Origin of the sequence: Geodermatophilus sp. CPCC 205506 (assembly GCF_051383635.1) — a bacterium.
GTDB lineage: Bacteria > Actinomycetota > Actinomycetes > Mycobacteriales > Geodermatophilaceae > Geodermatophilus.
This window is the reverse complement of record NZ_JALPKP010000008.1, coordinates 97,929-117,743: the sequence shown is the minus strand read 5'-3', so window position 1 is coordinate 117,743 and position 19,815 is coordinate 97,929. Positions and strand designations below refer to the sequence as shown.

Sequence of the window (19,815 nt, the reverse complement as noted above, 5' to 3'; positions counted from 1 at the left end):
GGGGACACCCCGGACGCTAGGCCGGGGGTACGACAGTTCCGGGCTCCCGGACCGGCGTCCCGAGCCGGTCCGGTGGACTCACGCCGTGCGGCTCTCCCGGTCGTAGTTGCGGCCGAGGAACGCCGGCACCCGCGCCCAGCGGAAGGCGAAGATCATCACCAGCAGGGTGGCGACGTAGGGGACGACGAGCAGCACCTGGCTGGGGATGCCGACGTCCCCGACCTCGGCGCGCAGGGCGATCACGTCCATGGCCGCGAAGAACAGGGCCCCGGCCGCGATGAACTGCGGCCGCCAACCACCGAAGAAGGTCAGCGCGATCGCCAGCCAGCCGCGGCCGCCGACGATCCCCTCGGTGAACGTGCCGGTGTAGACCATCGGCAGGTACGCGCCGGCCACCCCCATCAGGGCACCGCCGGCGGTCGCCGTCCAGATGCGCGTCCGGGCCACCGCGATGCCCAGGCTGTCGGCCGCCTTCGGGTTCTCCCCCACCGCACGCAGGTCCAGGCCCGCGCGGGTGCGGTACAGGAAGACGTACAGCCCCACGGCGACCAGCGCGGCCAGGTACACCAGCACGTTGTGCGAGAACAGCACCGTGCCCAGCACCGGGATCTCGCTGAGCAGCGGGATCTCCACCCGGGGCAGCGTCTCGATCAGCGGCTGCGACCCCGTCTCCCCGACGACCACCCGGAACAGCAGCCCGGCCAGGCCCGTCGCGGCGAAGAACAGCGCCAGGCCGATGACGAACTGGTCCAGCCGCAGGGACGTCGTCGACCAGCCGAGGACCAGCCCGACCAGGGCCCCCACCGCGGCCGCGGTGAGGATGCCGACCGTGTTGCTGCCGACGCCGAAGCTGACGAGGAAGCCGACCGAGGCGCCGAGGACCATGACGCCCTCCTGCGAGACGCTGAAGACGCCGGCGAGGCCGCCCAGCATCGTGCCCAGCGAGGCGAGCAGGTACGGCACCGTCGCGACGACGGTGAGCTGGGCCAGGGTCTCGAACTCCGTCATGCCGCCGCCCTCCGCGCGAGACGCCCGGCGATCACGTCGGACAGGAGCAGGAAGATGAGGATGAGGGCCTCGATGATCAGGACCATCTCGGCCGGCACCCCGACCGTGCGCTGCATCGAGCTCGCCCCGACCTCCAGGATCGAGATGCCGAAGGCCACCACGGGCACCCACAGGGCGTTCCCGCGGGCGATCAGTCCGACGATGATGCCGAGCAGCAGGTAGTTGGACTGCATGCCCTCGATCGCGCGGCCGTGGACCCCGGCCACCTCGATCGCCCCCGCGAGCCCGGCCAGCGCCCCGCCGACGACCAGCGCGACGACGGCGACCCGGCCGACCCGGATGCCGTTGATCGCCGCGGCGCGCGGGTTGGTGCCCGCGGCGCGCAGCTCGAAGCCGGCCGCCGTCCGACGGGTGATGACGATGCTGGCCAGGCTGACCAGGACCGCCAGCAGGATGCCGGCGTGCACGCCCGGCGGGCCGCCGAGGACCGGCAGCTCGGCCGACTCCCCGATGGGCCGGGTGGCCGCTACACCGGCCGCCGGGTCCGACCACACCTCGGTGGCGGCGTAGTCCAGCACCTGGAACGACACGAAGTTCAGCAGCACCGTGCTCAGGATCTCGTTCACCCCGAACCGGCCCATGAGCAGCGCCGCGATGCCCGCCCAGACCGCGCCGGCCAGGACGCCGGCCAGCAGCACGAGGGGCAGGAGCAGGACGGCCGGCAGGTCGGCGTGGACGATCCCGACGCCGGCCGCCGCGGTCCCGCCGACCAGCAACTGGCCCTCACCGCCGATGTTGAACCGGCCCACCGCCAGCGGGACGGTGAAGGCGAGCGCCAGCAGCACGATGGTGACCCACTTGCTGAGGGTCTCGGTGAGCCCGAACGTCGTCTCGAACGACGTGGACAGGATGGTGGTGAAGGCACCGACGGCGTCGTAGCCGAGCACCGCCATGACCACGCCCGAGACGAGGAACGCCAGCACCAGGGCGAGCACGTAGGGCAGGAGGTCCCGGAGCAGCCGCAGGCCGCCGTGCAGCGGCACCTCCGGCGCCTCGGTCTGCGTCGGCGCGGTCGGGGCACTCATGCGTCCTCCCGCACGCCGGCCATCAGCCGTCCCAGGACGTAGGCGTCGAAGTCCCCCTGGGCGCGCTCCCCGACCACCTGGCCGGAGTAGAGCACCACCATCCGGTCGGCCAGCAGGCTGAGCTCGTCGAGGTCCTCGGAGATGAGCACGACGGCGCAGCCGCGGTCCCGGGCCTCCTCGACGCGGTCGTAGACGAAGCGGGTGGAGCGGATGTCCAGCCCCCGGGTGGGGTTCTGCACCACGAGCACCGTCGGCTCCCGCTCGAAGGCCCGGGCCAGCACGAGCCGCTGGATGTTGCCCCCGGAGAGGTTGCCGGCCGGGGCGTCCGGGCCCGGCGTCCGGATGGAGTAGCGCTCGATCGTGCGGCGGCTGTGCTCCCGCACCCGGCGCCAGTCGATCAGCCCGGCCCGGCGGAAGGCGGCGCTGCGCTGAGCCCCCAGCAGCAGGTTGTCCGTCACCGACGCCGCGCCGAGGATGCCGTCGCGGTGCCGGTCCTCCGGCACGTAGGCGATGCCGGCCTCCAGCCAGCGCAGCGTCGGCCGGCCGGCGAGCTCGGTGTCGTCCACCCGCACGCTGCCGCTGCGCACCGGCCGCACCCCCGCCAGCGCCTCGGCGAGCTCCACCTGCCCGTTGCCGGCGACCCCCGCGACCCCGAGGACCTCGCCGGCCCGGACGGTGAGGTCCAGACCGGTCAGCGCCGGCACGCCCTGGTCGTTGTCGACGCCGAGGTCCGCGACGGCCAGCCGGACGGCCGCGCCGGCGGCCGGGTGCTCGGGGGCGGCGGCTGCGGCCGCACCCACCGGCGCCAGGCCGAGCGCGGCGGCGACCTCGGACGACGGCTCGGCGGCCAGCTCGCCGACCATGAGACCGGCGACGCCCGCCGCGTCGGTCTCCGCGCGGCCGACGGTGGTCAGCCGGCGGCCGTCGCGCATGACCGAGATCCGGTCGCAGATGGCCAGCACCTCGCGCACCTTGTGCGAGATGAAGACGACGCTGGTCCCCTCCGCCACGATCTCCCGCAGCGAGGCGAACAGCGCGTCGACCTCCTGCGGGGTCAGGTTGGTCGTCGGCTCGTCGAGGACGAGGATCCGCGCGCCGCGGTAGAGCACCTTGAGGATCTCCACGCGCTGCCGCGCGCCCACCGACAGCCGGTCGGTGCGCGCCCGCGGGTCGACGGCGAGGCCGAAGCGGTCGGAGAGCTCGGCGATCCGCCGGCCGGCCCGCCGCAGCCCCCCGGACCGTCCGCTCGTGCCGACGACGACGTTCTCCACGACCGAGTACGCCGGCACCTGGAGGAGGTGCTGGTGGACCATGCCGATGCCCAGCCCGATGGCGTCCCGCGGCGACCGGATCGTCACCTCCCGCCCGTCGACGACGATCGTCCCGGCGTCGGGCCGGTAGAGCCCGTACAGGACGTTCATCAGCGTGGTCTTGCCCGCGCCGTTGCCGCCGACGAGGCCGTGGACCTCACCGGCCGCCAGCTCGAAGTCGGCGTCGACCAGGGCCTTGACCGGACCGAAGGACTTCGTCACGCCGCTCATCCGCAGCGGCACCCGGTCCGCGGGCGGAGGTGGCGCCTCCCCCGCCGGCGGCTGCCCCGGCGCGGTCACTCGACCGGGGTGACGTCGCGCTCGACCTCGATCTCGCCATTGGTCAGGCCGTCGATCACCTCGTCGACCTGGTCCACGACCGTCTGGTCGACGCCGGTCGGCGGCTGCATCGAGATCCCCTGCTCGAAGCTCATCCCGAGGTAGCCACCGGTCTCGCCGTCCTGCACCTGGCCGATGATCTCCTCGAGCATGACCGCGAAGTCGTACAGGACCGAGGTCAGGTAGTGGTCGGGGGCGAGCTCGGACTTGTCGGTGTACTTCGCGGTGATCCGGACGGCGCCGGCCGGCTCGGCCTTGACCGCCTCGAAGGCGCCCACCATGCCGAGGTTCAGCGAGCCCAGGACGACGTCCGCGCCACCGGCGATGAGCTGGCTGGTGAACTGCTGCCCGCGCGTCGGGTCGTTGAGGTCGCCGGTCCAGACGGGGGTCAGGGTGGCGCTCGAGCCGACGTCCGCCAGCGCCTGCTCGACGGCGTGCACCTCGGAGTAGCTGAACGGCAGCGTGGCCCCGCCCAGGTAGGCGATCTGCTGGCTCTGCGTGGTGGCCGCGGCCAGGATGCCCAGCGGGTAGAAGGCGAGGTGGAAGTTGCGGTCGAGCACCCACACGTTGTCCGGGACGCCCTCGGGCTGGGTGTCCTGCTCGGCGATGAAGACGACGTCCGGCGCCTCCTCGGCGACCGCCACCGTCGCGTCGTAGAACTGGCTGCCGTGCGTCCAGATGACGGTGTACCCGTCCGCGACGTACTCGCGCAGGACGCGCTGGGCGTCGGGCACGGCGACGCTCTCGGAGAAGGTGGTCTCCGCGTCGTACGCCTCCTCGGCCGCCTGGAGCGCCTCCAGGCCGAGGAAGGTGTAGTCCGCGTCGGTGGTCGTGCCCGAGAAGACCGCGGCGATGCGGGGCGCGTCGCCGCCCCCGCCCGCGGTACCGCCGCCTCCTCCACCGCCCCCGCTGTCGTCCCCACCGCAGGCCGTGGCCGTCAGCAGCAGCACGGAGGACAGGGCGACGGAGCGGAGGAACACTCGGGCGGAGCGCATGGAGGGCACCATCCTCGTTCGCGGGGGTCGAGAGGCAGCGAGCCTGTCAGCCCGGGGTTGCGGGGTCCCCCGCCGCGGGAGCAGCCGAGACCGAATCGATATCGATCGTGGGACCCCCGGCCCTGGCGAACCGGCCGGCCCACTCGGCCAGCAGGTCCCGCAGCTCCGGCGGGGCGACGACGGTGAACTCCGCACCGAGCGACCCGAGGGCGAACGCCGGCCAGTCCAGGTCGTCGGTCTCCATGTGGGCGCGGCTGCGGCCGTCCCCGGCGTCCTCGACCCGCGCCCACCGGCCGATCCGCGCCCGCACCCGGTCGGCCGGCGCCTCCACCAGCACCTCCACCACCCACGGGGTCGGCCCGGTCCCGGCCCGTACGAAGGCGACGGCGTCGTCCCCGGGCAGCCGCCGCGGGGCGAAGTGGGCGCCGGTCGGCCGCGGCCGCGCCAGCCGGTCCAGCCGGAAGCTGCGCCAGTCCCCCCGGAGCAGGTCGTAGGCCACCAGGTACCACCGCCGGCCCAGCGCCACGAGCCGCGCGGGCTCCACCTCCCGCTCGGTGGCGGCGCCGTCGGCCGCGGTGTAGGCGAACACCAGGCGCTCGGTGTCCCGGCAGGCCTGGGCCACCGTGGTGAGCACCTCGGGGTCGATGACCGCCGGTCCGTCCCGCCACCCGGCCGGCTCGGTCACCGCGCGCAGGGCGTCGGCGCGGCGGCGCAGCCGGGGCGGCAGCACCTGCACCACCTTCGTCAGCGCCCGCACCGACGACTCCGCCGTCCCGGCGATGGCGCTCTGCGCGGCCGCCTGCAGGCCGACGACGAGGGCGACCGCCTCCTCGTCGTCGAGCACGAGCGGCGGCAGCGCCGCCCCGGGTGCCAGCCGGTACCCGCCGTCCACGCCGGGCTGGGCCTCCACCGGGTAGCCGAGGTCGCGCAGCCGCTCGACGTCGCGCCGGAGGGTGCGGACGGAGACGCCGAGCCGTTCGGCGAGGTCGGCACCGCCCCAGTGCCGCCGGGTCTGCATGAGCGACAGCAGGCGGAGCGTGCGGTTCCCGGTGTCGGCCACGGGGAGAAGACTGCCGCACATCGCGGACAGGATCTGACACCAATGGTCCGTAGCGTCGTCCCCGACGGATCCACCGGAGACGGAAGGCGACCACGATGACCAGCGCGACGACCACCCTGACCGGCGAGCGGGCCGACCTGCTGGAGGCCCTCACGGCCCACCGGGCCTTCCTGCGCTACACCGTCCAGGGGCTCACCGACGAGCAGGCCCGGCAGCGGACGACGGCCAGCGAGCTGACCCTCGGCGGTCTGGTCAAGCACGTCGCCGGCACCGAGCGGTCGTGGGCCGACTTCATCGTGGAGGGCCCGGACGTCATGGCCGGCCCGGACGACCCCGAGCAGATGGCGAAGTGGGCCGAGGAGTTCCGGATGGGCCCGGACGAGACCCTCGCCGACGTGCTCGCGCGGTACGAGGAGGTCGCCCGGCGCACCGACGAGCTGGTGCGCACGCTGCCCGACCTCGACGCCGCCCACCCGCTGCCGCCGGCGCCGTGGTTCCAGCCGGGCGCGGTCCGGTCGGCCCGCCGGGTGTTCCTGCACATCATCGCCGAGACCGCCCAGCACGCCGGCCACGCCGACATCCTGCGGGAGTCCCTCGACGGCCAGAAGACCATGGGCTGACCGCGGTATTGGAAGCTATTCCCACGTACCGGGGCCGCCGACGTGGGAATAGCTTCCTATGCCTCCCGCACGGCGGCGACCACCTGCTCCAGCGCCGCCAGGCTGTGCCCGCTGACGAAGGCGTCGCACAGCGGCAGGGCCGCGGCCATCCCGCCCACCAGCGGCGCGTAGCCCGGCGCGGCCTTGCGCGGGTTCACCCAGACGATCCGGTGGGCCAGCCGGCGCAGCCTCCGCATCGCCTCGGCGACGTCCTCCGGGTCGTCCTGGGCCCACCCGTCCGACAGCACCACGACGACCGCCCCGCGGGCGAGGCCGCGGCGGCCGTGCGTGGCGACGAACCCGCCGATCCCCGCGGCCAGCCGGGTGCCGCCGGCCCAGTCCGAGGACGCGGCCCCGGCCCGGGCGAGCGCCTGGTCGGGGTCCCGGACGGCGAGCTGGCGGGTGAGCCGGGTCAGCCGGGTGGAGAAGACGAACGCCTCGGCCCGCGCCCCGGCCACCGCACCCTGCAGCAGGGAGAGGTAGACGCGGGTGTAGGGCTCCATCGACGCGGAGACGTCGCACAGCAGCACCAGCCGCCGCGGCTGCGTCCGCCGGGTGGCGTGCACCAGCCGGACCGGGTCCCCACCGGACCGCTGCGCGGAGCGCACCGTGCGGCGCAGGTCGATCCGGTCCCGCCCGTGGCGGGTGGGCCGGGTCCGCCGGCTGCGCCGCGACGGGGTGACCAGCACCAGCCGGCGCACCAGCTCCCGCACCCCGGTCAGCTCGTCGGCGGTGAGGTCGGCGAACGAGGTGTGCCGCAGCCGCTCCTCGGCCGACGCCGCAGCCAGGACGACGTCCCGCTCCGCCCCGCCGTCGTCGTCGTCCCCGCCACCGGCGTGCCCCACCCCGCCCTCGGGCGCCCCCGGACCCTGCGCACGGCGGTCCGGCGGAGCGGGCCGGGTGCGGGGCTCGCTGCCCACCGCCGGGGGCGCCGTCGGGTCGCCGCGGCTGTCGGCCGGGTCGAGCCGGCCGTCGAACACCGCGGAGAAGACCGCGTCGAACAGCGGCAGCTGCGCACGGTCGCTGACCAGCGTGACGCGGCAGACCCAGTAGAGCGCCTCGCGGTCCCGCGGCGGCACCAGCTGCAGCGCCCGGGCCAGCCCGGCGGCGCGCTCCGGCGTGGTGGGCAGCCCGGCCCGCCGCAGCGCGGTGGTCAGCCCCACCGCCAGCGGGCCCGGCGCGACGGGCGGGTCAGGCACCGGCCAGCCAGGCCGCGCCGCGGCCGCGGACGAGCACCTGGTCGTCGCGGTTCTTGAGGACCGAGCCCCACGTCGCCTCGACCGCCGCCGGTTCCAGCCGGGGCACGCCCAGCACGGCGAGGGCGGCCACCCAGTCGATGACCTCGGCGATCCCGGGCGGCTTCACCAGGTCCAGCGAGCGCAGCCGGCCCACCGCCGCCGCCGCGTCGACCGCCAGCGGCTCGCTGCTGCCGGGAACCCGGCGGCGGACGATCTCGGCGACCCGCTCCGGAGCCGGGAAGTCGATCCAGTGGTACAGGCACCGGCGGGTGAGCGCGTCGTGCAGGTCGCGCGTCCGGTTGGAGGTGAGGACGACGACCGGCGGGTGGGCCGCCCGGATGGTGCCCAGCTCCGGCACGGTCACCGCGGCCTCGGCGAGCACCTCGAAGGTGAACGCCTCGAACTCCGCGTCGGCCCGGTCGATCTCGTCGAGCAGCAGCACCGCCGGCCGCGGCCCGGCGTGCTCGATCGCCTGCAGCAGCGGCCGGCGCAGCAGATACCCCGGACCGAAGAGGTCGTCCTCGGCCAGCGGCGCGCCGGCCGCCTCGGCCAGCCGGATGCCCAGCAGCTGGCGCGGGTGGTTCCACTCGTAGAGCGCCTCGGCGGCGTCGATCCCCTCGAAGCACTGCAGCCGGTACAGCGGGGTGTCCAGCACCCGGGCCAGCGCCTTCGCCGCCTCGGTCTTGCCGACGCCCGGCTCGCCCTCCAGCAGCAGCGGCTGGGGCAGCCGGACGGCCAGGAACAGCGCGGTGGCCAGCCCGGGGTCGGCCAGGTAGTCGGCGTCGTCGAGCGCGGCGGCCAGCGCGCCGACGTCCGGCACCCGGTCCCGGACGTGCTCGTCCGCCCCGACTCGCGCCGCCGTGGAGAGGCTGGGATGGCCGTCTCGGCCCTCAGGAGGCGGTGGCATACCGGTCCGGGTCGGCGAGGAAGGCGGCGCGGCAGCCCTCGCAGCAGAACCAGGTGCGGACGCCGCCGACCGTCGCGTGCGGGCTGGCGTCGACCGCCGCGACGGTCATCCCGCACACGGGGTCCACGGCCCGGGACGGAGCCGCCGGGGTCAGGGGCGGTACCGCGGCGCGCTCGGCGGCCCGCCGCTCGGCCACCACCTGCGCCCAGATGGAGAGCGCGATCTCCGCGGCGGTACGGCCGCCGATGTCCAGCCCCGCCGGACTGCGCACCCGGGAGCGCTGCTCGTCGGTCACGTCGAGCGCGGCCAGCACCGCCGCGCCGCGGATCCGGCTGGCGACCAGCCCGACGTAGGGGACGCCGAGCCGTAGCGCCGCGGTCAGCGCCGGCTGCTCGCCGCGGCCGTGCGAGGCGACCACCAGCGCGGCGTCGTCCGCCGCCGGGACGGCGTCCTCTCCGGCCACCCGTTCGACGGCGAAGCCCAGCGGGGCGCCGAGGGCCGCGAGCGCCTCGGCGACCGGGCTGTCGCCGACGACGAGCGCCCGCGGCGCCGGCACCCGCGGCTCGAGGAAGATCTCCACCGACCCGCCCGACAGGCACGGGTTGGCCACGGTGACCGCGCCGTCCTCGGCGTCGGCCGGCGGCTGCCCCGGCACGATCCGCAGCAGCAGCGGCTCGTTGGTCGACAGGGTCATCAGCCCGTACTCCCGCACCGAGGACTCCGCGCAGGTGCCGCCCACGAAGCCGTCGATGACGCCGTCGGCGCTGATCAGCGCGGTGTCGCCGGCGTGCGCGCTGGCCGGCCGCTGCGCCCGCACCACGGTGGCGTGCACGAACGGCACCCGGCTGCGGACCAGCTCGGCGGCCCGCTCGGGCACGCTCCCCCGTCGGTTTCCGCGGAAACCGACGGAGGCCCCGGCGTCGGATTCCACGGACACGGTCGGGTCCCCGCTCATCAGATCGGCGGGGTCGGCCGGCCCTGCATCGCCTCCCACACGCGGGCCGGGGTGCACGGCATGTCCATGTGCCGGACGCCGAACGGCGCGAGCGCGTCGACGACGGCGTTGACCACCGCCGGCGGCGAGCCGACCGTGGCCGACTCCCCGATCCCCTTGGCGCCGATCGGGTGGTGCGGCGAGGGGGTGACGGTGTGCCCGGTCTCCCAGTCGGGCACCTCCATGGCGGTGGGGATGAGGTAGTCCATGAACGACCCGCCGAGGCAGTTGCCCTGTTCGTCGAAGCCGATGAACTCCATGAGCGCCATCCCGACGCCGTCGGCCAGCCCGCCGTGCACCTGCCCCTCGATGATCATGGGGTTGATGCGGGTGCCGCAGTCGTCCACGGCGACGAACCGGCGCACGTGCACCTTGCCGGTCCCGCGGTCGACGTCCACGACGCAGATGTAGGCGCCGAACGGGAAGGTGAGGTTGGGCGGGTCGTAGGTGACCTCGGCGTCGAGGTTGCCGTCGATCCCCTCGGGCAGCGCGACGGTGCCGTGCGCGCCGAGCGCGATCTCGGTCATCGTCCGGCCGACCTCGCGGTCGCCCCGCACGTACCAGCGGCCCTTCTCCCACTCGAGGTCCTCGGGCCGGGTCTCCAGCATCGCCGCGGCGATCGCCCGCGCCTTGTCCCGCACCTTGCGGGCGGCCAGCGCCACCGCTCCCCCGCTGACCGGCGTCGAGCGGCTGCCGTAGGTGCCCAGCCCGAACGGCGTCTGGTCGGTGTCGCCGTGGACGACGTCGATGTCCTCGGGCGGGATGCCCAGCTCCTCGGCGACGATCTGGGCGAACGTCGTCTCGTGGCCCTGGCCCTGGCTCTGCACCGACAGCCGGACGACGGCCTTGCCGGTCGGGTGCACCCGAACCTCGGCGCCGTCGGCCATGCCCAGGCCGAGGATGTCCATGTGCTTGCGCGGCCCGGCGCCGACGGTCTCGGTGAAGAAGGAGACGCCGATGCCCATGAGCTCGCCGCGGGCCCGCTTCTCGGCCTGCTCGCGCCGCAGCTCGTCGTAGCCGGCCATCGTCATGGCCTTGCGCATGGTCGGCTCGTAGTCGCCGGAGTCGTACTCCCAGCCGGTCTTGTTCTTGTACGGGAACTGCTCGGGGCGGATGAAGTTGCGCAGCCGCAGCTCGGCCGGGTCCATCTCCAGGTCGGCGGCGAGGACGTCGACCATCCGCTCCACCAGGTACACCGCCTCGGTGACCCGGAAGGAGCAGGCGTAGGCCACCCCGCCCGGCGCCTTGTTGGTGTAGACGCCGGTGACCGTGCAGTGCGCGGCCCGCAGGTCGTAGCTGCCGGTGAAGATGGAGAAGAAGCCGGCCGGGTACTTGGTCGGCTGGGCGGTGGCGTTGAACGCGCCGTGGTCGGCGAGCACGTGCGTCCGGACGGCGAGGATCTTCCCGTCCCGCGTCGCCGCGACCTCCCCGCGCATGATGTAGTCGCGGGCGAACGAGGTGGACATGAGGTTCTCGGAGCGGTCCTCCATCCACTTCACCGGCCGGCCGGTCACGATCGAGCCGACGACGGCCAGGATGTAGCCCGGGTAGATCCCGACCTTGTTGCCGAACCCGCCGCCGATGTCCGGGGACACCACGCGGATCTTGTGCTCCGGGATGCCGGCGACCATCGCGAAGAGGGTCCGGTGGGCGTGGGGGGCCTGGGTGGTCTCGTAGAGGGTGAGCCGGCCGTCGACCGCGTCGTAGTCGGCCACCGCCCCGCAGGTCTCCATCGGCGCCGGGTGCACCCGCGGGTAGACGACCTCCTGGCTGACGACGACCTCCGCACCGGCGAAGACGGCGTCGGTCTCCGCCTCGTCGCCGGCCTCCCAGTCGAAGATGTGGTTGTCGGTCTGCCCCTCCTTGTCGTCGCGGATGACCGCGGCGTCCGGGTCCAGCGCCCGGCGGGCGTCCACGACCGGTGGCAGCTCCTCGTACTCGACGTCGATCAGCTCGAGGGCGTCGCGGGCGGTGTACCGGTCCTCGGCGACGACGAAGGCGACCTCCTGGCCCTGGAAGCGGACCTTGTCCGTGGCGAGCACGGCCTGGACGTCGGCGGAGAGGGTCGGCGCCCAGGCCAGGTTGAGCCCCTCGAGGTCCCGGCCGGTGACGACCGCGTGCACCTTCGGGTGGGCCAGGGCCTCGGTGGTGTCGATGGAGACGATCCGGGCGTGCGCGAGCGGCGAGCGCAGGATCGCGCCGTGCAGCATCCCGGGCAGCACGATGTCGTCGACGTAGCGGCCGCGGCCCCGGATGAAGCGCGGGTCCTCCTTGCGCTGGATCCGGCCGAAGCCGATCGGCCGGTCGGCGTCGTTCGCGGCCGGGTTGGCCGGGTGGACCTGCCGGTCCTCGACGGCGGTCATGCCGACACCTCCGTGGGCGTCTCGGGGGCGGCCTCGCCGGCGGGGTGCGTGGCGGCCCAGCGGACCGAGCGGACGATCGTCGCGTAGCCGGTGCACCGGCAGATCTGCCCGGAGATGGCCTCGCGGATGGTGCCCTCGTCCGGGTCGGGGTCGCGGTCGAGCAGCGCGCGGGCGGTCAGCATCATCCCGGGCGTGCAGAACCCGCACTGCAGGCCGTGCTCCTCCATGAAGCCCTGCTGCACCGGGTCGAGCGTGGCCCCGTCCGCCAGCCCCTCGACCGTGCGCACCTCGTGCCCGGCGGTCATCGCGGCCAGCGTGGTGCACGACTTCACCGGGACGCCGTCGACGAGCACCACGCAGGTGCCGCAGTTGCTGGTGTCGCAGCCCCAGTGCGTACCGGTGAGGCCGAGGGTGTCGCGCAGGAAGTGCACCAGCAGCAACCGCGGTTCGACGTCCCGGGTCACCTCGGCCCCGTTGACGGTCATCGTGACCTGCATCGGTCAGCCTCCCTGGACGGCGGTGGTGGCGCCGGCCCCGGCGCGGGACGCGGCGGTGCGGAGGACCCGGCGGGTCAGCTCCTCGGCGAGGTGGCGCTTGTAGTCGACCGGGCCGCGCTGGTCCTCGACCGGCGCGCTGGCCGCGGCGGCCAGCCGGCCGGCCTCGGCGACGACGTCCTCGCTCGGCGTCGTCCCCAGCAGGACGGCGGCGGCGTCGACCGCGCAGCCCTCCAGCCCCAGCGCGGTCAGCCCGATCGTGGCGTCGGCGACGGTGCCGTCCTCGGCCATCACCAGCGCGGCGCCGGCGGCGGCGACCGCCCAGTCGCCGACCCGGCGCTCGACCTTCTCGTAGGCGCTGCCCGAGCGCGGCCGGATCGGGAAGCGGATCTCGGTGATCAGCTCGGACTGCTCGCAGGCGGTCTCGTAGGGGCCGCGGTGGAACTCGTCCATGCCGACGACCCGCTCCCCGCCCCGGCCGGCGACGACCACCTGGGCGCGGAGCACGTCGCAGACGGTGGTGAGGTCCTCGGCCGGGTCGGCCTGACCCAGCGAGCCGCCGATGGTCCCCCGGTTGCGGACGACGGGGTCGGCGATGACCCGCTCGGCGTCGTGCACGATCGGGAACAGCTCCCCCACCAGCTCGGACGCCAGCAGGGTGGCGTGCCGGGTGAGCGCACCGACGTGCAGCCACTCGCCGTCGCGGGTGAGGTGGTCGAGCTCGGCGACGTCGTTGATGTCGATGAGCCACTCGGGCCGGGCCAGCCGGAGCTTCATCATCGGCAGCAGGCTGTGCCCGCCGGCGATGACGCGGGCCTCGGGGCCGTGGCGCTCGAGCAGCTCGAGCGCCTCGGCGACGCTGGTCGCCCGGGTGTAGTCGAACGGGGCCGGTACCTGCACGGGGGCTCCTTCCCCTGCGGGGCCTGCACGCGGGACCCCTGGTGGCGCAGCAGCTTGTGACCTGCGCCACAGCCCTGTCAAGATCGGGACAACCGATCCCTCACGAGGCTCCCGGCCATGACGTTCACCCAGCTCCGGGCCTTCGCACTGGCGGCGGAACCGGGCTCGCTGCGCGCGAACGCGACCGCACTCGGCGTGAGTGAGCCGGCGGTCTCCGCGGCGGTCGCGGCCCGGCGCGACGATCTCGGCGGCCCGCTGTTCCGGCGAACCGGCACCGGCATCGAGCTCACCCCCGCGGGCGGGCGCCGGCGGAGTGCTGAGCGGTCAGCCGTCGGAGGGCTGCGCGGCAGCCCGGTCCGACGCACGGGCGCCCTGCTGCGACTGGGCGCCGCCCGAGACGCCCTCCGGGGCCGCCGGGCCGGCGCCGGTGCTCCCGCCGGCGGCACCGTCCCCGAGCACGACCTGGCCCTCGGTCATCTCCGGGTCGCCCGCGCTGCGCTCCACCGGCGCCTCCCCCGAGCGCGTCTCCCCGGGGCGGTCGTGCACCTCCTGCACCGAGCTGCCCCGCTCGGCGACCTCGATCGCCTCGGCGATGTCGGCGCCGCTGCGCGACTCGTCGGGCGAGGTGTCCTCGGTCGCGGGTCCCTCGATGTCCACGGCGGCCTCCGCACGTCGTCGAGCAGGTGCGAGGAGTGTGGTGCCGGGGGTCGCGCCGGGCAAGAGGTCGCAGGTCAGGCCTCCTCCAGCGCGGCGAGGGCGGCCACCGCCCGGTCGCGGGCGGCCGCGGCGTCGGTGGCCTGCCGCTCGGCGGTCCGGCGGTGCCGCTCGGCGCGCTTGAGCTCCTCGGCGGTCTCCGCGGCCTCCCGCTCGGCCCGGCCCAGCTCGTCGGCGAGCTCGGCGACCCGCGCCTGCAGGTCCGCCCGCCTGGCGTCGAGGTCGTCGACCCGTCGGCTCTCCTCCTCGGCGGCGGCCCGCGCCTCGTCGGCGACGGTCGTCGCCTCCTCGGCCGCGCGGCGCGCCTCCTCCAGCTCCCGCCGGCGCCGCTCCTCCTCGGCCCGGCGTGCCTCCTCCTCGCGCCGGCGGGCCTCCTCCTCACGCCGGCGCCGAAGCTCGGCGGCGTCCGCGCCGCGCGGGCGGGCCCCTCTCTCCGGCTTCGCGGCCGGGGACGTCCGGTCCGCCCGGGGCGGGGCCACGAGCCGCAACGCCGGCCGGGTGCCGGTCGTGCCCAGTCCGCTGTAGGACATCGACGAGACCAGGCGCCCGGTCAGCAGCGCCTCGCCCGCCTCCGGGTCGGCCATCGCCGCGCGCAGCGTGTCCTCGACCTGCGCCTCCACCGGGCTGCTGACGCGGTGACCCTGCTCTCGGGCGAGGGCGGCCGCCTGACGGCTCAGCGCGGTCAGCAGCTGGGAGCGCTGCCGGTTGAGCGCCTTGAGGGAGTCCCCGGCGAGGTTCTCCTGCGCCTCGCGGAGCAGGCTCCCCAGCTCGACCAGGCCCTCGATCTCCGCGCGGTGCCCCCGCACCAGCAGGTTGCACACCCAGGCCGCGGTCGACGGCTTGGGCAGCGTGCCGATCTCCTTGGCCAGGGCGCGGTCGCCCGCGGCACGGGCGTCGCCCTGGCGCTGGGTGCGCAGCGCGGTGAACTCGTCGGGCGGCACCTCGTAGAGCTCGTCGGCGACCTCGTCGAGATCCATCGGCGCCCCTCGCTGTCGTCGAGTCCTGCGAACCCGGGGTGATCGGCTCCCGATCACCCCGAGTTCGTAGCACTCGGGGGCAGGATGACGCCGTGGCCACGACCCGGATCACCCGCCACCTGCGTGCTCCGCGCGCGAGCGTCTACGCCGCGCTCCTCGACCCGGAGGCGGTCGCCCGGTGGCGGGTGCCCGAGGGGATGACCTCCCGGGTCCACGAGTGGAACGCCGAGGAGGGCGGCACCCTCCGCGTCTCCCTCACGTACGACGCGCCCGACCGGGCCGGCAAGACCACCGCGCACACCGACACCTACCGCGGCCGGTTCGTCAGCCTGGTGGCCGACGAGCGGGTGGTCGAGGTCGACCGGTTCGAGGCCGACGACCCCGCCCTCGGCGGCCCGATGACGATCACCATCACCCTGGCCGACGCCGACGGCGGCACCGACCTGACGGCCGTCCACGAGGGGGTGCCCGACGTCGTCCCGCCCGCGGACAACGAGACCGGCTGGCGGCAGTCGCTGGCCCGGCTGGCCGCCCTGGTGGAGACCGGTCCGAGCCAGGGGCGTCAGCCGTCGCGGACGGGGTAGTGGCCGCCTGGTCCCGAGACGAGGAGGTCCCCATGACGACGAAGGTCGAGCGCGCCATCCAGGTCGACGTCCCACTCCGCACGGCGTACGGCCAGTGGACGCAGTTCGAGGACTTCCCGCACTTCATGGGCGGGGTGCGCGAGGTGCGGCAGCTCGACGACCGACGGCTGCACTGGGTGGCGGAGCTCGCCGGCGTCCGCCGGGAGTGGGAGGCCGCCATCCTCGAGCAGGTGCCCGACACGCGGATCGCGTGGGCGGCCACGAGCGGGGCGACCAACGCCGGCGCCGTGCGGTTCGAGGCGGCCGGGCCGAACTCGACGGTCGTCCACCTCACGCTGGAGTACGAGCCCGAGGGCGTCGTCGAGCGGGTCGGGGACGCCCTGGGCATCGTCGAGCGGCAGGTCCGCTCCGACCTCGAACGGTTCAAGGCACTGGTCGAGGACGAGGGCTACCCCACCGGCGTCTGGCGGGGCTCGATCAACGCGGGCGCCGGCGTCGGCACCCCCGGCGTCGAGGACGCCCGGGCCACGCGCGGGGACAGCGGCAAGGCGGGCGTGTCGGGCACGGCGGTGGCGGCGGGAGCGGCGGCGGTAGTCGCCGGGGCCGCGGCCGTGGGTGCCGCGGTGGCCGCCGGGCGCACCGGCCAGGACGAGGACAAGCCCGGGCCGGTCGCCGTTCCGGCCTCGGAGCGGGCGGAGGCCAGGGCGCCGGAGCCGGCCCCGGTCCCGTCCCCGGAGTCGACGGCGGGGGCGGGTGTGCCCTCCGAGGTGCTGGACGACGGCCCGGAGCCGGTGGCACAGCGGACCCTCGACCCCACGGTCGGCCGCGACGAGGAGAGCACCGCGCGCTGACCGGTCACCCGAGCGCGCGCAGCCGCTCGGCCCGCGCGGCGCGCAGCAGGTCGGCGAGGCGCGGGTCCTCGAGCGTCTCGACGCCGTGGACCCGCAGCTTGCGGAAGGACCGTCCGGTGCCGTCGAGCAGGCCGCCGTGGTCGAGGGCGGCGCCGTGGTTGAAGCCCAGGTTGAGGACCTGCCCGTAGACCGCCAGGTAGGCGTAGTGCTCGGTCGTCTTCCTGGGTCCCACGCCGTACCCGACCGTCTTCTGGTGCGGCCAGACGACGCGGACGACGTCCGGGTCGGTGCGGCGGACCAGCGCGTCGGCGGCGCGGACCAGCTCGGCCACCGACGCGGGAACGGCGGCGACGAGGTCGTCGAGATCGTCCGGCACGGGAGGTACCCCCTAGGGTCGGGACGTCGGTGTCCACTCGCGGTTGGGAGATGACCGTGCTCCGCCTGCTGGGACTGCTGTTGGTCATCTGGTTGGTCGTCACCATCATCGGCGCCGTGGTGGAGGGGCTGTTCTGGCTCGCCGTCGTCGGCGGCCTGTTCTTCCTCGTCACCGTGGTGCTCGGCTGGGGGAAGCGCGGCACGCGGGTCTGAGCGGGATCGGCACGTTTGCCGATTTCTTGCCCTTCCCTGGGCCACCGTTGGCGGCGGGCGGCCTAGCGTCGACCCCGGCTGGTGGTGAGCTCGGGAACGAGGACGACGATGGACCTTCGCCTGGCGGTTGGCGGCCTGCTGACCCGCAACGCCGTGCTCAGCACGCTGCTGCTGAACTACGCCGACCGCATCGTCCAGGCGTCCCCCGGTCCCGGCGCGGCGTCCGCCCCCTGCTTCATCGTGCCGAGCTGGAGCGCCGACCAGTGCGCGCGCCCCGGGTGCCAGCTGCTCACGGTCGAGGCGCACACGTGCCGCACCGATCCCCGGCGTCGCGAGAACCTCGACGCCGTCCTCTGGCTGCTGCAGGAGGTCCTCACCGGGGACGAGGCCGTCGCCTCGATCACGGCTCGGCTCCTCGGCACGTCGGACGACCTCGTCCCCGGCGACCGTGACACCGTCGTCCGGGTAGGCACCTGGGAGATCGCTCCCGCGTCGTCCGCTACGGCGCGAAGCCACTCTCTGGCGCCGGCAGCTCGAGCCGGAAGCCGTGCCCGCGCACGGTGACGATCCGCGGGACGCGGTCGCCGGAGACAGCGCACTCCTGGATCTTGCGGCGCAGCGCGGCGACGTGGACGTCGAGGGTCTTGGTCGAGCCGAACCAGTGCTCGTCCCACACGTCGGACATCAGCTGCTCCCGGCTGTGCGCCACGTCGGGTTGCGCGGCCAGGCGGGCGAGGAGGTCGAACTCCTTCGGCCGCAGCGGGAGCTCCCGGCGTCCGACCATGACCCGGTGGCGGGGCACGTCGACGACGAGGTCCCCCAGGGTGCGGACGGCCGGTGCGGCCGGGATCGCTCCCCCGCGGCGCAGGTGCGCACGGACCCGGGCGAGGAACTCGGCGAGACGGACCGGCTTGACCAGGTAGTCGTCGGCACCGGCCTCCAGCCCGACGACGACGTCCATCTCCGCCGAGCGCGCGGTCAGCATGACCAGCACGCACCCGGGCTGGATCCGCCTGAGCTGCCGGCACACCTCCACGCCGTCGAGGTCGGGCAGTCCCAGGTCGAGGAGCACGAGGTCGACGTCGCCCGTGCCCGCGCGGGCCAGCCCCTCGGTGCCGGTTCGCGCCCAGGCGACCTCGTACGCGTGGCTGCGCAGGCTGGCCGTGAGGACCTCACCGATCGTCGGGTCGTCCTCGACGAGGAGGATCCGGCCGGCCATGGCGCCATGGTGGCAGCCCCGGCCGCGCCGGTGTGCCGCGTCGCGCCGCGGACTCGCACGGCACCCGAACGCGGTGACAGCGCCGCGCCGGCGCGCGACCCTGACGCCGACGGCGGACTGCGGACGGAGGCGACGCTCGTGCGCACTCGGATCATCGGCGTGGCCGTCCTGGCCTCCGCCCTCGCGCTCTGCCTGTTCGGCGTGCCGCTGGCGGTGGCGGTCCTCCAGTACGCCATGCAGCACGAACGGGCCCACCTGGTGCAGGTCGCCAGCGACATCGCCATCGCCGTGTCCGAGGACGTGGACGACCACGACCCCGTCGAGCGCGAGGACCTGGAGGACGGCGAGGGCGACATCGAGGTGGCGGTGTACGACGTCCGAGGTCGGCGGCTGGCCGGCTCCGCGCCCGGCGCGGGCTCGGGCGTCCTGGACCTCGCCCTGGACGGGGAGGTGGAGGCCGGTGCCGACGGCGACGTCCTTGTCGCCGCCGTCCCCGTGACGCACTCCGACGACGTCATCGGCGCGGTCCTGGTCGCCACCCCGCGCAGCGTCGCGCTGGGGCAGGTGGTCCTCGTCTGGACCGGCATGGCCGGGCTGGCGGCCGTGGCCGTGACCATCGCGTGGCTGGTCGGGCGGCGACAGGCCAGCCGGCTGGCGCAGCCGCTGGAGGACCTGGAGGTCAGCGCGCGCCGGCTCGGCGACGGCGACTTCAGCGTCCGCAGCCGCACGGGCGGCATCGCGGAGATCGACTCGGTGGGGACCGCCCTCGACGCCACGGCCGCCCGCCTCGACGACCTGCTCGCCCGCGAGCGTGCGTTCTCCGCCGACGCCTCCCACCAGCTGCGCACCCCGCTGGCGGGCCTGCGGCTGCGCCTCGAGGCGGCGCTGGAACAGCCCGAGCAGGACCCCCGGCCGGCCATCGCCGCCTGCCTCGCCGACGCCGACCGCCTCGAGGCGATCATCGAGGAGCTGCTCACCCTGGCCCGCGCCGGGCAGGCCGGAGCGGTCGGCCCGGTCGACCTCGGCGCGCTGCTCGGTGAGCTCTCGCCGGAGTGGGGTGCGCGCCTCGCCCTGCACGGCCGCGACCTGGAGGTGCGCGTCGACCCCGACGTCCCGGCCCCGTGGGCGTCCACCGCCGCCGTCCGCCAGGTGCTCGCGGTGCTCCTGGACAACGCGGCCACCCATGGGCGCGGGAGCGTCGTCGTCGCCGTCCGCGAAGCCGCCGGTGCGGTGGCGGTCGACGTCTCCGACGAGGGCCCAGGCGTGCCGGGGAGCGGCAGCACCCTGTTCGACCGGCGGGTCGACCGGCGCGACGGTCACGGCATCGGCCTCGCCCTCGCCCGCCGGCTCGCGGAGGCCGAACGCGGCCGGCTGGTGCTGACCCGCCCGTCGCCGCCGGTCTTCACGCTCCTGCTCCCGGTGGGGGCGGTGGACGACCCCCAGCAGGCCAGCGCCGTCCCCGTCTCGACGAGCGAGGGCATCATCGCCTGACCCGGGCCGGGCGGTGGGACAGTGGCCGGGTGGCCGGCT

General features: G+C 75.1%; 21 protein-coding genes and 1 pseudogene. 7 read left to right on the top strand and 15 right to left on the bottom strand.

The window, feature by feature from the left end; translation table 11 throughout:
- Positions 1 to 78: 78 nt before the first annotated feature.
- From MY520_RS06880 to MY520_RS06860, 5 genes are all read right to left on the bottom strand, one after another.
- Positions 79 to 1,008 (bottom strand): ABC transporter permease, encoded by a 930-nt coding sequence (locus tag MY520_RS06880; RefSeq protein WP_436691337.1) that lies wholly within the window; start codon positions 1,006 to 1,008, stop codon positions 79 to 81.
- Positions 1,005 to 2,093, bottom strand: coding sequence for an ABC transporter permease (locus MY520_RS06875; RefSeq protein WP_436691336.1), 1,089 nt, complete (start codon positions 2,091 to 2,093; stop codon positions 1,005 to 1,007). The genes MY520_RS06880 and MY520_RS06875 overlap by 4 nt, the downstream gene beginning before the upstream one ends.
- Positions 2,090 to 3,625, bottom strand: coding sequence for an ABC transporter ATP-binding protein (locus MY520_RS06870; RefSeq protein ID WP_436691335.1), 1,536 nt, complete (start codon positions 3,623 to 3,625; stop codon positions 2,090 to 2,092). Before MY520_RS06870 ends, MY520_RS06875 begins: the two co-directional genes overlap by 4 nt.
- Positions 3,626 to 3,699: 74 nt before the next feature.
- Entirely contained in the window at positions 3,700 to 4,737 is a 1,038-nt protein-coding gene (locus MY520_RS06865) for a BMP family protein (protein WP_436691334.1), read from the bottom strand.
- Between the two features lie 46 nt (positions 4,738 to 4,783).
- Positions 4,784 to 5,797, bottom strand: coding sequence for a helix-turn-helix transcriptional regulator (locus tag MY520_RS06860; protein ID WP_436691333.1), 1,014 nt, complete (start codon positions 5,795 to 5,797; stop codon positions 4,784 to 4,786).
- 95 nt (positions 5,798 to 5,892) lie between these two features.
- Here MY520_RS06860 and MY520_RS06855 point away from each other — a divergent pair, with 95 nt between their 5' ends.
- Positions 5,893 to 6,417 carry a DinB family protein gene (locus MY520_RS06855; protein ID WP_436691332.1) on the top strand — a complete coding sequence of 175 codons (525 nt, stop codon included), beginning with the start codon at positions 5,893 to 5,895 and terminating at the stop codon, positions 6,415 to 6,417.
- 56 nt (positions 6,418 to 6,473) lie between these two features.
- On the opposite strand, the gene MY520_RS06850 is transcribed toward MY520_RS06855, so the two are convergent.
- From MY520_RS06850 to MY520_RS06825, 6 genes are all read right to left on the bottom strand, one after another.
- Positions 6,474 to 7,655 carry a vWA domain-containing protein gene (locus MY520_RS06850; protein ID WP_436691331.1) on the bottom strand — a complete coding sequence of 394 codons (1,182 nt, stop codon included), beginning with the start codon at positions 7,653 to 7,655 and terminating at the stop codon, positions 6,474 to 6,476.
- Positions 7,648 to 8,514: an AAA family ATPase gene (locus MY520_RS06845; protein WP_436691330.1), complete on the bottom strand. Its 867-nt coding sequence runs from the start codon at positions 8,512 to 8,514 to the stop codon at positions 7,648 to 7,650. The genes MY520_RS06850 and MY520_RS06845 overlap by 8 nt, the downstream gene beginning before the upstream one ends.
- A 70-nt stretch (positions 8,515 to 8,584) precedes the next feature.
- Positions 8,585 to 9,478 carry an XdhC family protein gene (locus MY520_RS06840; RefSeq protein ID WP_436691329.1) on the bottom strand — a complete coding sequence of 298 codons (894 nt, stop codon included), beginning with the start codon at positions 9,476 to 9,478 and terminating at the stop codon, positions 8,585 to 8,587.
- A gap of 77 nt (positions 9,479 to 9,555) precedes the next feature.
- The gene (locus MY520_RS06835; RefSeq protein WP_436691328.1) at positions 9,556 to 11,958 is read right to left on the bottom strand and encodes an aerobic carbon-monoxide dehydrogenase large subunit; all 2,403 of its coding nucleotides are present in this window, start codon (positions 11,956 to 11,958) and stop codon (positions 9,556 to 9,558) included.
- Positions 11,955 to 12,455 carry a (2Fe-2S)-binding protein gene (locus tag MY520_RS06830; protein ID WP_436691327.1) on the bottom strand — a complete coding sequence of 167 codons (501 nt, stop codon included), beginning with the start codon at positions 12,453 to 12,455 and terminating at the stop codon, positions 11,955 to 11,957. The genes MY520_RS06835 and MY520_RS06830 overlap by 4 nt, the downstream gene beginning before the upstream one ends.
- Positions 12,456 to 12,458: 3 nt before the next feature.
- The gene (locus MY520_RS06825) at positions 12,459 to 13,352 is read right to left on the bottom strand and encodes an FAD binding domain-containing protein (protein WP_436691326.1); all 894 of its coding nucleotides are present in this window, start codon (positions 13,350 to 13,352) and stop codon (positions 12,459 to 12,461) included.
- A 117-nt stretch (positions 13,353 to 13,469) separates the two neighbouring features.
- On the opposite strand from MY520_RS06825, the pseudogene MY520_RS06820 reads away from it, so the two are divergent.
- Positions 13,470 to 13,640 (top strand): annotated as a pseudogene (locus MY520_RS06820) (LysR family transcriptional regulator); the annotation flags it as partial.
- A 36-nt stretch (positions 13,641 to 13,676) separates the two neighbouring features.
- Here the strand turns inward: MY520_RS06820 and MY520_RS06815 are convergent.
- Entirely contained in the window at positions 13,677 to 14,009 is a 333-nt protein-coding gene (locus tag MY520_RS06815) for a hypothetical protein (protein ID WP_436691325.1), read from the bottom strand.
- A gap of 74 nt (positions 14,010 to 14,083) precedes the next feature.
- The gene (locus tag MY520_RS06810; protein ID WP_436691324.1) at positions 14,084 to 15,043 is read right to left on the bottom strand and encodes a hypothetical protein; all 960 of its coding nucleotides are present in this window, start codon (positions 15,041 to 15,043) and stop codon (positions 14,084 to 14,086) included.
- 92 nt (positions 15,044 to 15,135) lie between these two features.
- Between MY520_RS06810 and MY520_RS06805 the strand changes: the two genes are divergently transcribed.
- A complete protein-coding gene (locus MY520_RS06805) occupies positions 15,136 to 15,627 on the top strand; it encodes an SRPBCC family protein (RefSeq protein ID WP_436691323.1) in 492 nt (163 codons plus the stop codon).
- Positions 15,628 to 15,659: 32 nt separating this feature from the next.
- Positions 15,660 to 16,478 carry an SRPBCC family protein gene (locus MY520_RS06800; RefSeq protein ID WP_436691322.1) on the top strand — a complete coding sequence of 273 codons (819 nt, stop codon included), beginning with the start codon at positions 15,660 to 15,662 and terminating at the stop codon, positions 16,476 to 16,478.
- 4 nt (positions 16,479 to 16,482) lie between these two features.
- On the opposite strand, the gene MY520_RS06795 is transcribed toward MY520_RS06800, so the two are convergent.
- Positions 16,483 to 16,854, bottom strand: coding sequence for a hypothetical protein (locus tag MY520_RS06795; RefSeq protein ID WP_436691321.1), 372 nt, complete (start codon positions 16,852 to 16,854; stop codon positions 16,483 to 16,485).
- Positions 16,855 to 16,904: 50 nt separating this feature from the next.
- Here MY520_RS06795 and MY520_RS06790 point away from each other — a divergent pair, with 50 nt between their 5' ends.
- The gene (locus MY520_RS06790; RefSeq protein ID WP_436691320.1) at positions 16,905 to 17,066 is read left to right on the top strand and encodes a hypothetical protein; all 162 of its coding nucleotides are present in this window, start codon (positions 16,905 to 16,907) and stop codon (positions 17,064 to 17,066) included.
- Between the two features lie 108 nt (positions 17,067 to 17,174).
- On the top strand, positions 17,175 to 17,630 hold the full coding sequence (locus tag MY520_RS06785) for a hypothetical protein (protein WP_436691319.1): 456 nt from the start codon (positions 17,175 to 17,177) through the stop codon (positions 17,628 to 17,630).
- Here the strand turns inward: MY520_RS06785 and MY520_RS06780 are convergent.
- Positions 17,566 to 18,285: a response regulator transcription factor gene (locus MY520_RS06780; protein ID WP_436691318.1), complete on the bottom strand. Its 720-nt coding sequence runs from the start codon at positions 18,283 to 18,285 to the stop codon at positions 17,566 to 17,568. The genes MY520_RS06785 and MY520_RS06780 overlap by 65 nt on opposite strands.
- Positions 18,286 to 18,423: 138 nt before the next feature.
- Here MY520_RS06780 and MY520_RS06775 point away from each other — a divergent pair, with 138 nt between their 5' ends.
- Positions 18,424 to 19,776, top strand: a complete 1,353-nt coding sequence (locus MY520_RS06775; protein WP_436691317.1) for a histidine kinase dimerization/phospho-acceptor domain-containing protein — start codon at positions 18,424 to 18,426, stop codon at positions 19,774 to 19,776.
- Positions 19,777 to 19,815 lie beyond the last annotated feature (39 nt).

Bases quoted from the DNA above. Each gene is read 5' to 3' on its own strand.
- MY520_RS06800 (WP_436691322.1), top strand. From the start codon at position 15,660: ATGACGACGAAGGTCGAGCGCGCCATCCAGGTCGACGTCCCACTCCGC.
- MY520_RS06790 (WP_436691320.1), top strand. From the start codon at position 16,905: ATGACCGTGCTCCGCCTGCTGGGACTGCTGTTGGTCATCTGGTTGGTC.
- MY520_RS06835 (WP_436691328.1), bottom strand. From the start codon at position 11,958: ATGACCGCCGTCGAGGACCGGCAGGTCCACCCGGCCAACCCGGCCGCG.
- MY520_RS06780 (WP_436691318.1), bottom strand. From the start codon at position 18,285: ATGGCCGGCCGGATCCTCCTCGTCGAGGACGACCCGACGATCGGTGAG.
- MY520_RS06865 (WP_436691334.1), bottom strand. From the start codon at position 4,737: ATGCGCTCCGCCCGAGTGTTCCTCCGCTCCGTCGCCCTGTCCTCCGTG.
- MY520_RS06810 (WP_436691324.1), bottom strand. From the start codon at position 15,043: ATGGATCTCGACGAGGTCGCCGACGAGCTCTACGAGGTGCCGCCCGAC.
- MY520_RS06875 (WP_436691336.1), bottom strand. From the start codon at position 2,093: ATGAGTGCCCCGACCGCGCCGACGCAGACCGAGGCGCCGGAGGTGCCG.
- MY520_RS06830 (WP_436691327.1), bottom strand. From the start codon at position 12,455: ATGCAGGTCACGATGACCGTCAACGGGGCCGAGGTGACCCGGGACGTC.
- MY520_RS06855 (WP_436691332.1), top strand. From the start codon at position 5,893: ATGACCAGCGCGACGACCACCCTGACCGGCGAGCGGGCCGACCTGCTG.
- MY520_RS06880 (WP_436691337.1), bottom strand. From the start codon at position 1,008: ATGACGGAGTTCGAGACCCTGGCCCAGCTCACCGTCGTCGCGACGGTG.
- MY520_RS06785 (WP_436691319.1), top strand. From the start codon at position 17,175: ATGGACCTTCGCCTGGCGGTTGGCGGCCTGCTGACCCGCAACGCCGTG.